The 13,567-nt window shown below is 72.4% G+C and carries 12 protein-coding genes; all 12 read left to right on the forward strand.

Annotated elements, in window-relative coordinates; translation table 11 throughout:
* The first annotated feature begins 206 nt into the window (after positions 1–206).
* Positions 207–1,529, forward strand: a complete 1,323-nt coding sequence (locus tag FH608_RS27900; RefSeq protein WP_226899977.1) for an ROK family transcriptional regulator — start codon at positions 207–209, stop codon at positions 1,527–1,529.
* 350 nt (positions 1,530–1,879) lie between these two features.
* Positions 1,880–3,445, forward strand: coding sequence for a sugar ABC transporter ATP-binding protein (locus FH608_RS27905; protein WP_226899978.1), 1,566 nt, complete (start codon positions 1,880–1,882; stop codon positions 3,443–3,445).
* Positions 3,438–4,448, forward strand: coding sequence for an ABC transporter permease (locus FH608_RS27910; protein ID WP_139633585.1), 1,011 nt, complete (start codon positions 3,438–3,440; stop codon positions 4,446–4,448). Before FH608_RS27905 ends, FH608_RS27910 begins: the two co-directional genes overlap by 8 nt.
* A gap of 49 nt (positions 4,449–4,497) precedes the next feature.
* Entirely contained in the window at positions 4,498–5,559 is a 1,062-nt protein-coding gene (locus tag FH608_RS27915) for an ABC transporter substrate-binding protein (protein ID WP_139633586.1), read from the forward strand.
* Between the two features lie 76 nt (positions 5,560–5,635).
* Positions 5,636–6,643, forward strand: coding sequence for a sugar phosphate isomerase/epimerase family protein (locus tag FH608_RS27920; protein WP_139633587.1), 1,008 nt, complete (start codon positions 5,636–5,638; stop codon positions 6,641–6,643).
* A 71-nt stretch (positions 6,644–6,714) separates the two neighbouring features.
* Complete coding sequence (locus tag FH608_RS27925) at positions 6,715–7,866, forward strand: inositol-3-phosphate synthase (RefSeq protein WP_139633588.1); 1,152 nt, start codon at positions 6,715–6,717, stop codon at positions 7,864–7,866.
* A 7-nt stretch (positions 7,867–7,873) separates the two neighbouring features.
* Complete coding sequence (locus FH608_RS27930; RefSeq protein ID WP_139633589.1) at positions 7,874–8,722, forward strand: SCO3242 family prenyltransferase; 849 nt, start codon at positions 7,874–7,876, stop codon at positions 8,720–8,722.
* Positions 8,719–9,570 (forward strand): sugar phosphate isomerase/epimerase family protein, encoded by an 852-nt coding sequence (locus FH608_RS27935; RefSeq protein WP_139633590.1) that lies wholly within the window; start codon positions 8,719–8,721, stop codon positions 9,568–9,570. The genes FH608_RS27930 and FH608_RS27935 overlap by 4 nt, the downstream gene beginning before the upstream one ends.
* On the forward strand, positions 9,567–10,187 hold the full coding sequence (locus tag FH608_RS27940; protein WP_139633591.1) for an EboA domain-containing protein: 621 nt from the start codon (positions 9,567–9,569) through the stop codon (positions 10,185–10,187). Before FH608_RS27935 ends, FH608_RS27940 begins: the two co-directional genes overlap by 4 nt.
* Positions 10,187–11,044, forward strand: coding sequence for a TatD family hydrolase (locus tag FH608_RS27945; protein ID WP_139633592.1), 858 nt, complete (start codon positions 10,187–10,189; stop codon positions 11,042–11,044). The genes FH608_RS27940 and FH608_RS27945 overlap by 1 nt, the downstream gene beginning before the upstream one ends.
* On the forward strand, positions 11,044–12,171 hold the full coding sequence (gene eboE / locus FH608_RS27950; protein WP_139633593.1) for a metabolite traffic protein EboE: 1,128 nt from the start codon (positions 11,044–11,046) through the stop codon (positions 12,169–12,171). Before FH608_RS27945 ends, eboE begins: the two co-directional genes overlap by 1 nt.
* Positions 12,168–13,544 (forward strand): nucleotide pyrophosphatase/phosphodiesterase family protein, encoded by a 1,377-nt coding sequence (locus tag FH608_RS27955; protein WP_139633594.1) that lies wholly within the window; start codon positions 12,168–12,170, stop codon positions 13,542–13,544. Before eboE ends, FH608_RS27955 begins: the two co-directional genes overlap by 4 nt.
* Positions 13,545–13,567 lie beyond the last annotated feature (23 nt).

Raw genomic sequence — 13,567 nt, forward strand, 5'->3', positions numbered from 1 at the left:
ATTAATCAGGGTTGTAACACGGCGATGTCGGACCACGCACCCCTCAAGTCTGTAACGAGTTGGCATCGCTGCCTTCCCTGCACGTCAGCCACGTTTACCGATCCAGTTATCGAAACGTTATGCAAGGTTCGAACGATTTAATACTTGTCTCCGGAGGAAGTCGTGCCTTTAATTCGGCTAGCCACCCGAGCTAATCGAGGAGGAGCGTGGACCACAACCGGGCCGACGGCCACGCTGCCGACTCGATGAGTCGTGGCGGGTCCGCGGGGGCTCCTGCGGACCAGGCCACCGTGCGCCGTTCCAACCTCGCCCTCGTGCTGCGACTCGTCAGCGCGTGCGGCCCGTGCACCCGATCGGCCGTCGCCGCCGCGACCGGGCTGAACAAGGCCACCGTCACCAGCCTGGTGAGCGAGCTGCAGGCGCGCGGGCTGATCAAGGAGATGGGGCCGCAGCACGCCGGTTCCGTCGGCCGCCCGGGCGTCGCGCTCGCCCTGGACGGCTCCCTGACCGGAGCCCTCGGCATGGAGGTCAACGTCGACTACATCGCCGCGATCGCCACCGATCTGGCCGGCCGGGTGATCATCGACCGGCGCATCGGTTTCGACGCCATGGGCTCCGGCCCGGAACGCTCACTGGACGAGCTGGTCCGCATGGCCGAGAGGACCGTCGCCGACCTCGACCGGCTCGGCATCACACCGGCCGGGATCACCGTGGCCGTCCCCGGCCTGATCGACACCACCACCGGCACCGTCGTCGTCGCCCCGAACCTCGGCTGGCGCGGGGTGGCGGTGGCGGAGCGGCTGTCCCACGCGAACATCGCCGGGGACATCCCCGTCGGGGTGGACAACGACGCCAACCTCGCCGCCCTGGCCGAGTACACCTCGGGCGTCGCGGCGGGCACCTCCGACCTGGTCTGCCTCACAGGCGAGGTGGGCGTCGGCGGCGGCGTCATCTCCGGCGGCAGGCTGCTGAGCGGAGCGGACGGATTCGCGGGGGAGGTCGGCCACGTCATGGTCGATCCGTCCGGCGAGTCGTGCCGCTGCGGCCGGGTCGGCTGCTGGGAGACCAAGGTGGGGCTGGCCGCGCTGGTCCGCATGGCCACGCCTGACCGCGCGTACGGCACCGGCCCGCAGGTCGTCCGCGACCCGGAGGAGCGGCTGGCCGAGATCGAGCGGCGACGAGCCGAGGGAGATCCCCGCGTCGACGCCGCCGTCGCGGAGGTGGGCCGATGGATCGGCATCGGGGCCGCCATGCTGATCAACCTCCTCAACCCGCGGGTGATCGTACTGGGAGGATACTTCGCACGACTCGCCGACCTGCTCATCCCCGCGGCGCAACAGGCACTGACACGCCTCGGCATGAACGACGCCGCCGAGCGCAGCCGCTTCGTCGCCTCCGACCTCGGCTTCGGCGCCGCCTCACGCGGAGCCGCCGGATCCGTCATCGAACGAGCACTGTCCGACCCCACAAGCATCTCGATCCGACTGTCTCCCACCATCGGGGTCATCGAGGGCACCCCGATGGCCTGATCGCCATTCCCGCCCTGACCGGCGTGTCCCGCCACGCGGTCCGACCCGTTGCCTACCCCCCCGACCCTCCCGCCCGCCTGACCCTCCCGTCCGCCTGACGTCCTGTTCCGCACCGCCTCGGCACCTCCCCACCCCTCTCGCGTGCCCGCGGCCATGGGGCATGCGGTCAGGCGGACGGGAAACCCCCGTGCCCTTTCACCCAGAACGTCCCGCCCGCCTGATCGGTCATCCGGAGCCGCACCGGCACCGTTGACGCCGACCTCGGTGCCGTCGCGGCGGTGCCAAACCGGTGCCGTCAGGCGGGCGGGCACCCGGGCGGCACGGCCACACCGCAACCCGAGGGAGGCCCCGTGCCGCGCCCACCATCCGACTCGTCATCCCTGCTGGTGATGCGACACATCGTCAAGCAGTTCCCCGGCGTGCGCGCTCTGGACGGCGTGGACCTTGAGGTCAGAGCCGGGGAGGTGCACTGCCTGCTCGGCCAGAACGGCGCCGGGAAGTCCACGCTCATCAAGATCCTTTCCGGCGCCCACGAGCCCGACGAGGGCGAGGTGCTGCTCGGTGGCGCCCCCGTACGGCTGGCGCCGCCGACCGCGGCGATGGGCCACGGGATCGCCACCATCTACCAGGAACTCGACCTGGTGGACGGGTTGAGCGTGACGGAGAACATCTTCCTCGGCCACGAGCCGGCGACCTTCGGGTTCTCCCGCCGGGCCGAGGCCGACCGGGCGACGGCCGCACTCCTCAAGCGGCTGGGGCACGGCGAGATCCGCCCCCGCGCCGAGGTGGGCTCGCTGTCGCCGGCGCACAAGCAGATCGTCAGCATGGCCAGGGCGCTGTCGCACTCGGCCAGGCTGATCATCATGGACGAGCCGTCCGCCGCGCTGGACCACGACGAGGTCGGCAACCTGTTCCGGGTGATCCGCGACCTCACCTCCCAAGGTGTGGCGGTGATCTACATCTCCCACCGGCTGGAGGAGATCCGCGAGATCGGCGACCGGGTCACCGTGCTGAAGGACGGGCGCACGGTCGCGGTGGGGCTGGCGGCCAAGGACACCCCGACCTCGCGGATCGTCGCGCTGATGACCGGCCGCGACGTCGAGTACGCCTTCCCGCCCCGGCCGGCCAGGGGCGCCCACGAGGGGCGGCCCGAGGTGCTGCGGGTGGAGAACCTGACGCTGCCCGGCCGGTTCGCGGACGTGTCGTTCACCATCAGGGCCGGGGAGATCGTGGGCCTGGCGGGCCTGGTCGGCTCCGGCCGCAGCGAGATCATCGAGGCGATCTACGGCGCGCGGCGGCCCGGCGGCCGGGTCGTGCTCGACGGGCGGACGGTGCGGCCGGGCAGCACGACCCGCGCGGTGCGGATGGGCATGGGCCTGGCCCCCGAGGAGCGAAAGACGCAGGCGTTGCTGCTGGACCACTCCGTGGCGCACAACATCACGCTGGCGAGCCTGAGCCGCTACACCAGGCCGCGGTGGCTGGGCCGGCTCGACCGCCGGGCCGAGTCCGCCGAGGCCGAACGGCTGTCGCGGGCGCTGGACATCCGTCCGCCCGATCCACGCCGCCCGATCAGGACCCTGTCGGGCGGCAACCAGCAGAAGGCGGTGCTGGGACGCTGGCTGGCCGAGGACCGCAAGCTGCTGCTGCTGGACGAGCCCACACGCGGGGTGGACGTCGGCGCCAGGACCGAGCTGTACGCGCTGGTGCGCAGGCTGGCCGACGACGGCATCGGGGTGCTGCTGGTGTCCAGCGAGGTGCCCGAGGTGCTGGGCCTGGCCGACCGCGTCCTGGTCATCCGCGAGGGCCGGATCGTCCACGAGGCGCCGGCCGGGGATCTGGACGAGCACCGGGTGCTCGACCTGGTGATGGTCTCCACCGCGGAGAACCCCTCCCTCGAAGGAGCAAGGCATGACTGAGGTTGATCAGGCCGCGCCCGCCCGTCCGCGCGTGAAGGCGGCGGGGCCTGGCGGGTGGCTGGGCCGGCTGGGTGAGGTCCGGCACCTGGGGCTGGTCGCGGCTCTGGTGCTGCTGGCGATCGTGGGTCTGGTGACGCGGCCGGAGAACTTCGCCACCGCCTCCAACCTGGTGAGCATCCTGGCGCTGGCCTCGACCATCGGGGTGATCACCGTCGGCATGACGTTCGTGATCATCGGTGGTGGCATCGATTTGTCGGTGGGCGCGCTGATGGCGTTGGCGTCGGTGTGGGCGACCACGCTGGCGACCCAGTCCTACGGGCCGGTCGTGATAATCGTGTGCGCGGTGCTGGTGGGCACCGGCGCCGGTCTGCTGAACGGGATCCTGATCGCCTACGGCCGGATGGTGCCGTTCATCGCGACGCTGGCGATGATGGTGGCCGGGCGCGGCCTGGCACAGCGGATGTCCGACCAGCGCACGCAGCTCGTGCAGCAGGACAACTCGATGATCGTGAGCCTGTCGACCACGCGGGTGCTCGGGCTGCCGCTGCTGGTGTACGTGTTCGCGCTGGTGGTGCTGCTCGGCTGGCTGCTGCTCAACCGCACGACGTTCGGCCGGCGCACCTACGCCGTGGGCGGCAACCCCGAGGCCGCCCGCCTGGCCGGCATCGACGTACGCAGGCACACCCTGATGCTGTACGCCCTGTCGGGGCTGTGCTGCGGGATCGCCGCGGTGCTGATCATGGCCAGGACCACGACCGGGTCGTCCACTCACGGCGACCTGTACGAGCTGGACGCGATCGCCGCGGTGATCATCGGCGGGACGCTGCTGAGCGGCGGACGGGGCACGATCATCGGGGCGATCCTCGGCCTGCTGATCTTCACGGTGATCACCAACCTGTTCATCCTGAACGGCCTGAACACCGCCGACCAGCTCATCGCCAAGGGCGCGATCATCGTCGCCGCCGTGCTGCTGCAGCGGCGCACCCTCAAGACACCCACCTGACACCAGGGCCGGATCCCCAGCCTTCCCGCCAGCAAGGAGAGAAAGACATATGGATGACAACGTCGCCCGGCGCGGCTTCCTCGTCAGCGGCGCCGCCCTCGGCGCGGGCGCCCTCATCAGCGCCTGCACCAGCAACGAGCCGGCCGCCACCCAGCAGGCGAGCGCGCCCGCCGCCGCCCCGGTGGCCAAGGAGGGCAACGACGCGCCCGGCGAGAAGGTCGTCATCGGCTTCTCGGCCCCGGCCGCCGACCACGGCTGGATCGCCGCCATCAGCAAGAACGCGGCGGACGCGGCCAAGCAGTACACCGACGTCGAGTTCAGGCCGGTCGAGCCGACCAACGACATCAACCAGCAGATCTCGGCGGTGGAGTCGCTGATCCAGGCGAAGGTCAACGTGCTGGTGATCCTGCCGAACGACGGCCAGCAGCTCAACCAGGTCTCCCGGCAGGCCATGGACGCGGGCATCCCGGTGGTCAACGTGGACCGGGTCTTCCCGGACAAGCTGTCGTACCGGGCCTGGATCGGCGGGGACAACTACGGCATGGGCGTGGCCGCCGGGCACCAGATCGGCAAGACGCTGAAGGACAAGGGCGTCTCCAACCCGGTCATCCTGGAGATCCAGGGCATCGCCACGCTGCCACTCACCCAGGACCGCAGCAGGGGCTTCGCCGACGCCCTGAAGACGTACGGGTTCACGGTGACCGCGCAGCAGGACGCCAAGTTCACGGTGGAGTCCGGCACGCAGGTGGCCACCAACCTGCTCCAGGCGCACAAGAAGATCGACGCGATCTGGAACCACGACGACGACCAGGGCATCGGCGTGCTGGCAGCGATCAAGGAGGCCGGTCGCGACGAGTTCTTCATGGTCGGCGGCGCGGGCTCGGCCAACGCGATGCGTGACATCCAGGCCGACAGCGGCGTGCTGAAGGCCACCGTCACCTATCCCCCGACCATGGCCGCCTCGGCGATCAAGATCGCCCGGCTGATCGCCCAGGGCAAGGGCATGAGCGACCTGCTGGAGCAGCAGGTGCCGCAGTCGATCACCCTGGCCTCGGAGACCATCACCAAGGACAACGCCGCCCAGTACCTGCCTCTCGGGTTCGAGTCGTGAGGCCCGTCATCGGGGCCGGCGTGCCCGTCGAGCAGAGCGCGGCTGAGGGCAGCCGCTTCACCACTGTGGAGGATTCATGACAAGGCCGGTCACGTTGTTCACCGGGCAGTGGGCGGACCTGCCGTTCGAGGAGGTCTGCCGGCTGGCGTCGGAGTGGGGCTACGACGGCCTGGAGATCGCCTGCTGGGGCGACCACTTCGAGGTCGACAAGGCCCTCGCGGACGGGTCCTACATCGAACGCAAGAAGGAGACCCTGGCCAGGTACGGCCTCGGTGTGTGGACGATCTCCAACCACCTGGTCGGCCAGGCGGTCTGCGACCACCCCATCGACGAGCGCCACAAAGGCATCCTGCCCGCCCGCATCTGGGGCGACGGCGAACCCGAAGGCGTACGGCGGCGCGCCGCCGAAGAGATCGAGAACACCGCCCGCGCCGCCGCCGCGCTCGGCGTCACGACCGTCGTCGGCTTCACCGGCTCGTCGATCTGGCACACGGTGGCGATGTTCCCGCCGGTGCCCCCGTCGATGATCGAGGCGGGGTACGCCGACTTCGCCGACCGGTGGAACCCGATCCTGGACGTCTTCGACGAGGTGGGGGTGCGCTTCGCCCACGAGGTGCACCCCAGCGAGATCGCCTACGACTACCACACCACGGTGCGGACGCTGGAGGCCGTCGGGCACCGGCCGGCCTTCGGCCTGAACTGGGACCCCTCGCACATGGTGTGGCAGGACCTGGACCCGGCGAACTTCATCCTCGACTTCGCCGACCGGATCTACCACGTGGACTGCAAGGACGCCCGGGTGGCCGGCCGCGACGGGCGGCGCGGCCGCCTCTCCTCCCACCTGGCCTGGGCCGACCCCCGGCGCGGCTGGGACTTCGTGTCCACCGGCCGGGGCGACGTGCCGTGGGAGGCGTGCTTCCGCGCGCTCAACCACATCGGCTACGACGGCCCGATCTCCATCGAGTGGGAGGACGCGGGCATGGACCGGCTGCACGGCGCGCCGGAATCCCTCGCCTACATCCGCTCGCTCAACGCCATCACCCCACCGGCCGCCGCCTTCGACGCCGCCTTTTCCTCGGAGTGACCCATCACGCCCGTGCGGCGGCCGCACCTGGCCGCCGCACCGGCAGAACCGACCCCCACGAGAGGAGACAGATGAGAACCGGAGTATGGCTGCTCGGCGCACGAGGCTCGGTCGCGGTCACCAGCGTGCTCGGGGCGCTGGCCGTGCGGGCGGGCCTGGCCGAGCCGACCGGATGCGTGCTGGAGACGCCCGGACTGCGCAGCGACGCCCTCCCCGGCATAGGGGAGCTGGTCTTCGGCGGCCACGACATCTCCTCGATCCCCCTGGAGAAGAAGGCCGCCGCGCTGGCCGAGGCGGGAATCGTGCCCGCCCCGCTGGCCGCGGCCGTCCGGGACGCGCTGTCCGAGGTCGAGCGGGACGTACGGCCCCTGCCGGCCGGCGACACCCAGGCCGAGGTCGCGGACGCCATCGGCGCCGACCTGCACCGCTTCCGCCGGCGGCACCGGCTGGAGCGCGTGGTCGTGATCAACGTGTCGAGCACCGAACCGGCGCCGCCACCGCATCCCGCCCACGCCGATCTCGACGCGCTGCGGGCCGCTCTGGACGGCCCGGAGCCCGTCCTGCCGCCCAGCGCCCTGGCGGCCTACGCCGCCCTGAGCGCCGGCTGCCCGTACGTCGACTTCACGCCTTCCACCGGCGCCCGCCTGCCCGCCCTCGAAACCCTGGCCGAAAGGGAGGGGCTCCCGTACGGCGGGCACGACGGCAAGACCGGTGAGACCCTCGTCAAGTCGGTGCTCGCCCCGATGTTCGCCCTGCGCAACCTGAAGGTGCGCACCTGGTCCGGGACCAACCTGCTGGGCGGCGGCGACGGCGCGAACCTGGCCGATCCGGCGGCCAACGCGGCCAAGTCCGCCAGCAAGCAGCGGGTGCTCGGTGAGACGCTCGGCTACGTCCCGCAGGGCGACACCCGGATCGACTTCGTCGAGGACCTCGACGACTTCAAGACCGCCTGGGACCTGATCTCCTTCGAGGGCTTCCTCGGAACCCGCATGCGCATGGAGTTCACCTGGCACGGCTGCGACTCGGCGCTGGCCGCGCCGCTGATCCTGGATCTGGCACGGCTGACCGCGGCCGCTCACCGGGCCGGACGCACGGGCCCGCTCACCGAACTGGCCTTCTTCTTCAAGGACCCCCTCGGAAAGGTGCCGCACGGGCTGGCGGAGCAGTGGCAGGCGTTGCGGGCCGCCGTGGACGCGCTCGGCTCGCCGGGGGAGGGGCGGTGACGACGCGATGACGGCGCTCCGCGATCTGATCGAGCTGATCCGGGCACCGGCCGCGCTGTCGGTACCCGGCGACGTGGTCGCCGGGGCGGCCGCCGGTGGGGCGCTCGGCCGCCGTACCGTCGGCCTGGCCTGCTCCTCGGTCCTGCTGTACTGGGCGGGAATGGCGGCCAACGACTGGGCCGACCGGCACCTCGACGCCGTCGAGCGCCCGGAGCGCCCCATTCCCTCGGGACGCGTGCCGGCCGGCGCGGCCCTCGGCACGGCGGTGGCGCTCACCGCGGCCGGGCTCGCCGTGGCCGGATCGGCGGGTGGCCGGCGCGCCCTGGCGGTCGGCGTCCCCTTGGCCGCCGCCGTCTGGGCGTACGACATGGCGGCCAAGGGCACGCCCGCCGGTCCCGTCACGATGGCGCTCTGCCGTGGCCTCGACGTGCTGCTGGGCGCCACCTGCGGCTCCCGACCCTCCGCCGCCATGCCCGCCGCGCTCACCGTCGCCGCTCACACGTACCTGCTCACCGCGCTCTCGCGCAAAGAGGTGTCAGGGGCGGACCCGCGCCTGCCCGCGGCGACCCTGGCGGGCACCGCCGCCCTCGCCGCCGTCACCGCCCGTGGCGGCGCGGGACCGGTGCGGCCGGCTCTCGCCGGCTGGTACGCCGCGCAGTTCGGTCTTCCGCAGGCGCGCGCCGTCGCCGACCCTTCCGCATGGCGCGTCCGTGACGCGGTCGGCGCGGGCATCGTCAGCCTGCCGGCCCTCCAGGGAGCCCTCGCCGCGCGCGGCGGCGCGCCCCGCCTCGGCCTCGCCCTCGCGGCGGCGGTCCCGCTGGCCCGGCGCCTGGTCAGAAAGGTCTCCGCGACATGAGGTTCGGCTACGGCACCAACGGCTTCGCCGATCACCGGCTGCCGGACGCCCTCGACGTCATCGCCGGCCTCGGGTACGAGGGAGTGGCCCTGACGCTCGACCACCACCGTCTCGACCCGTACGCCGACGGGCTGGGACGGCGCGTGGCGCGGGTCGCCGACAGGCTGCGCGACCTCGGTCTGGCGGTGGTCGTCGAGACCGGTGCGCGTTACCTGCTCGATCCGCGACGCAAGCACGCCCCGACGTTGCTCGACGACGACCGGGACCGGCGGCTGGACCTCCTGTGCCGCGCCGTCGCCATCGGCGCCGACCTCGGGGCCGAGGCGGTGTCGTTCTGGTCCGGCGTACGCCCCGCCGGGACCGACCGGGCCACCGCCTGGGACCGGCTGACCGACGGCTGCGGGCGGGTTCTCGACGCCGCGCTGCGCGCCGGCGTGCCGCTGGGATTCGAGCCCGAGCCGGGGATGCTCGTCGACACGATCGCCGGCTGGCGGAGGCTGCACGAGGCGCTCGGGTCCCCGGACGGCTTCGGCATCACCCTGGACATCGGGCACTGCCGCTGCAACGAGCCCGGCCTGGTGCCCGACTGCGTCGCGGCCGTCGCCGGGCACCTGGTCAACGTGCAGATCGACGACATGAGACGCGGCGTGCACGAACATCTGGAGTTCGGCGAGGGGGAGATCGACTTCCCGCCGGTGCTGCGCGCGCTCACCGACGCCGGCTACCGAGGGCTGGTCGCGGTCGAGCTTCCCCGCCACAGCCATGCCGCCCCCGCCGTGGCGGCACGTTCGATCGAGTTCCTGCGTGCCGCCGAGCGGGCCTCTCATGGTGAAGGAGGGACGGCATGACGCGACCGGAGCGGCTACGAGCCGCGCTGCGAGGGACACCGCGAGCGGAATGGGTGGACGCCGCGCTCACCGCGGCGGCCGAACGCCCCGAGACCATCGGCCGCTCCTTCACGCAGGCCGGACGGCGGGCCGGGCGCACGCCGCTGCCCGGTGTGCCCGGCTGGACGGCGGACGAGGCCGCCCGGGCACTGCTGCTGGCCGCACTGCCGGCGGACCGGGCCGAGGCCGAGATCGGCGACCTCTACCGCCATGGCGACGCCGACGAGAAGCGGGCCGTGCTCAAGGCGCTGCCGGCGCTCGCCGCCGGCGGCGCCTTGAGCAGCGCGGCCGGGCTGCCCCTGCTGCACGACGCGATCCGCACGAACGACGCCCGCCTGCTGGCCGCCGCACTCGGCCCGTACGCCCGCCACCTCGACCAGGCCGCCTGGCGGCAGGCGGTGCTCAAGTGCGTGTTCATGGGGGTGCCGCTGACCGCGGTCGACGGGCTGGAGGAGCGGGCCGACCGTGAGCTGGCGGCCATGCTGGCCGGCTTCGCCGACGAGCGCGCGGCCGCGGGACGCCCCATGCCCGCCGACGCCGCCGCGCTGCTCGACCGTCTGACCCGCGAGGAGTCCTGATGCGCATCTTCGACCCGCACATCCACATGACGTCCCGCACCACCGACGACTACGCGCGGATGGCCGCCGCCGGCGTCCTGGCCGTCGTGGAGCCGGCCTTCTGGCTGGGGCAGCCGCGCACCGGCCCCGGCTCCTTCACCGACTACTTCGACTCGCTGATCGGCTGGGAGCCGTACCGGGCCGCGCAGTTCGGCGTCGTCCACCACGCGACGATCGCGCTCAACCCCAAGGAGGCGAACGACCCGCGCTGCCGCCCCGTACTCGATCTGCTGCCGCGTTACCTGGACAAGGACCGGGTCGTCGCGGTCGGCGAGATCGGCTACGACTCGATGACGCCGGAGGAGGACGACGCCTTCGAACGGCAGCTCGACCTCGCCGTCGAGCACGACCTGCCGGCGCTCGTCCACACCCCTCACCGCGACAAGGCCGGCGGCACCCGGCGCACGCTGGAGGTGGTCGCCGCCTCCGGCATCGCGCCCGAGCGGGTCGCCGTCGACCACCTCAACGAGGTCACCGTCGGCATGGTGCGCGACTCCGGATGCTGGACGGGCTTCTCCATCTACCCCGAGACGAAGATGTCGCCGCCGCGCATGGTGGAGATCCTGCGGCGGTACGGCCTGGAGCGGATGCTGGTCAACTCCGCCGCCGACTGGGGCGTCTCGGACCCGCTGCTCACGCTGGAGACCGGGAGGGCCATGCTGGCCGCAGGATTCACGGAGGACGACGTCGACCGGGTGCTGTGGCGCAACCCCGTGGAGTTCTACAGGCAGTCCGGACGCCTCGACCTGACCGGCGCCGGCGCGGACGGGGACCAGCCGACCTTCGCCGGCAGCTCCATCAAGCGCGGCGGCAGCTGATGCGGCTGCGCCACCGGGGAGGAACCCCGCTGCATCTCGGCTACTGCACCAACGTGCACGCGGCCGAGGATCTCGACGGTGTCATCGCCCAGTTCGACGTCTACGCGGTCCCGATCCGGGAGCGCCTCGGCTCGGACGTCCTGGGTGTCGGGCTCTGGCTGGCCGCGCCCGTCGCCGCCGCCCTGGCCGCCGACCCCGCCCTGCGTGCCAGGCTCCGCCGCGAGCTGTCCGCACGGGGTCTGGAGGTGGTCACGCTCAACGGCTTCCCCTACCGTTCCTTCCAGGACCCGGTCGTGAAGCACGCCGTCTACCATCCTGACTGGACCACCCACGAGCGCCTGTCGTACACCCTGGACCTGGCGCTCGTCCTCGCGGACCTGCTCCCCGACGACGTGGCCCGCGGATCGGTCTCGACGCTGCCGCTCGCGTGGCGCGACCCCTGGGACATCGGGATGGCCGACCTCGCCGCACGACGGCTCGATCGGCTGGCCGCCGGTCTTGCCGCCGTCGAGTCGTCCACCGGGCGGGTGGTACGGGTGGGTTTCGAACCCGAACCCGGCTGCGTCGTGGAGACGACGGCCCAGGCGGTGGTCCGGCTCGCCGATGTCGACCGCGACCGGCTAGGCATCTGCCTGGATCTCGCCCACCTGGCCTGCGCCTGGGAGGAGCCGGCCGACGCGCTGAAGGAGCTGGGCCGGATCGGCCTGCCGGTCGTCAAGGTCCAGCTCTCCGCCGCCCTGGAGAGCGCTGACCCGGACGCCCTGCGCGAGTACGCCGAGCCGCGCTTCCTGCACCAGACGCGCAACCCCGAGGGCGACGCCGCCGACGACCTCGACGAGGCGTTCGAGCGGTCGCTGCCCGGGCCGTGGCGGGTCCACTACCACGTTCCGCTGCACGTCTCCCCGGCCGCGCCGCTGGCCACGACCATCCCCGTGATGCGGGCGGCGCTCGCGGAGCTCGTCGGCGGGCCGCGACCGCTCTGCGACCACTTCGAGGTGGAGACCTACACCTGGGGGGTGCTGCCGCCGGCCCTGCGTCCGCGGACCCCCGGACAGCTCGCCGCGGGCATCGCCGCGGAGCTGGAGTTCGCCCGTACCGAGCTGCGTGACCTGGGAGTGAGGGCATGACGTCGTTGCTGGTCCTGAACGTGGTGGGGCTGACCCCGCGACTGCTGGCGCACATGCCGCGGCTCCGGGCCGTCGCCGCCGGCGGCTTCCAGGCGGAACTCGGCACCGTCCTGCCCGCCGTCACCTGCTCGGTGCAGTCCACGTTCCTCACCGGTGTCCCGCCGGCCGGCCATGGCATCGTCGGCAACGGCTGGTACTTCCGCGACCTCGGCGAGGTCCTGCTGTGGCGCCAGCACAACGCGCTCGTCGGCGGGGAGAAGGTGTGGCAGGCCGCCCGGCGCGAGCGGCCCGGCCTCACGGTGGCGAACGTGTGCTGGTGGTACGCGATGGGCGCCGACGTCGACTGGACGGTCACCCCTCGGCCGATCTACTACGCCGACGGGCGCAAGGAGGCCGACTGCTACACCCACCCGCCGGAGCTGCACGACGAGCTCACCGCGGAGCTGGGCACCTTCCCCCTGTTCAGCTACTGGGGGCCGGGGGCGGGCATCGCCTCGTCGGCCTGGATCTGCCGTGCCACCCGGCACGTCATGGACGCGTACAACCCTGACCTGACCCTGGCCTACGTCCCCCACCTCGACTACGACCTGCAGCGGTACGGCCCGTCCGACCCGCGCGCCGCCGCGGCGGCCGCCGAGCTCGACACCGTGCTGACGCCGCTCCTCGACGCCGCCGCGGCGCAGGGAAGGACGGTCGTCTGCCTGTCGGAGTACGGCATCACCGATGTCCACCGTCCCGTCGACGTCAACCGGACGCTCCGCGCGGAAGGGCTCCTGCGGGTCCACACCCAGGACGGCATGGAGTACCTCGACCCGTGGACCTCGCGCGCGTTCGCCGTCGCCGACCACCAGGTGGCGCACGTCTACGTGTCCGACCCCGCCGACGTGGCGGCCGTCGCCGAGCTCTGCGCGTCCCTGCCAGGGGTGGCCGAGGTGCTCGGCGAAAGCGGGAAGAAGGCGCACGGCCTGGACCACCCCCGCTCCGGCGACCTGGTCCTGCTCGCCGAGCGCGAGGCGTGGTTCACCTATTACTACTGGCTCGACGACGCCCGCGCCCCCGACTTCGCCCGCCTCGTCGACATCCATCGCAAGCCCGGCTACGACCCGGCCGAGCTCTTCTTCGACCCGGAGCATCCCGGCGCGGCCAAGCGCAGAGCCGGCGTGGCACTGCTGCGCAAGAAGCTCGGCCTGCGCTACCTCATGAACGTCGTCGGCCTCGACCAGGGCGCTCGCGCTGTACGCGGCTCACATGGACTGCTTCCCGCCGAGCCGGCGGACGCGCCGGTGCTGCTCTGCTCGGACCCGTCCGCCGGCAGGAAGCGATTCGAGGCGACGGAGGTCAAGGACCTGCTGCTGCGCCTGATACTGCGGTGACCTCACGGACGAGGCGGAACATG

The sequence above is a fragment of the Nonomuraea phyllanthi genome (assembly GCF_006334985.2).
Classification (GTDB): Bacteria; Actinomycetota; Actinomycetes; order Streptosporangiales; family Streptosporangiaceae; genus Nonomuraea; species Nonomuraea phyllanthi.

Excerpts from the sequence above, each read along its gene's own strand:
- FH608_RS27910 (WP_139633585.1), top strand. The coding sequence starts at position 3,438 with ATGACTGAGGTTGATCAGGCCGCGCCCGCCCGTCCGCGCGTGAAGGCG.
- FH608_RS27915 (WP_139633586.1), top strand. The coding sequence starts at position 4,498 with ATGGATGACAACGTCGCCCGGCGCGGCTTCCTCGTCAGCGGCGCCGCC.
- FH608_RS27930 (WP_139633589.1), top strand. The coding sequence starts at position 7,874 with ATGACGGCGCTCCGCGATCTGATCGAGCTGATCCGGGCACCGGCCGCG.
- FH608_RS27940 (WP_139633591.1), top strand. The coding sequence starts at position 9,567 with ATGACGCGACCGGAGCGGCTACGAGCCGCGCTGCGAGGGACACCGCGA.
- FH608_RS27945 (WP_139633592.1), top strand. The coding sequence starts at position 10,187 with ATGCGCATCTTCGACCCGCACATCCACATGACGTCCCGCACCACCGAC.
- FH608_RS27925 (WP_139633588.1), top strand. The coding sequence starts at position 6,715 with ATGAGAACCGGAGTATGGCTGCTCGGCGCACGAGGCTCGGTCGCGGTC.
- FH608_RS27920 (WP_139633587.1), top strand. The coding sequence starts at position 5,636 with ATGACAAGGCCGGTCACGTTGTTCACCGGGCAGTGGGCGGACCTGCCG.
- FH608_RS27935 (WP_139633590.1), top strand. The coding sequence starts at position 8,719 with ATGAGGTTCGGCTACGGCACCAACGGCTTCGCCGATCACCGGCTGCCG.
- eboE (WP_139633593.1), top strand. The coding sequence starts at position 11,044 with ATGCGGCTGCGCCACCGGGGAGGAACCCCGCTGCATCTCGGCTACTGC.
- FH608_RS27955 (WP_139633594.1), top strand. The coding sequence starts at position 12,168 with ATGACGTCGTTGCTGGTCCTGAACGTGGTGGGGCTGACCCCGCGACTG.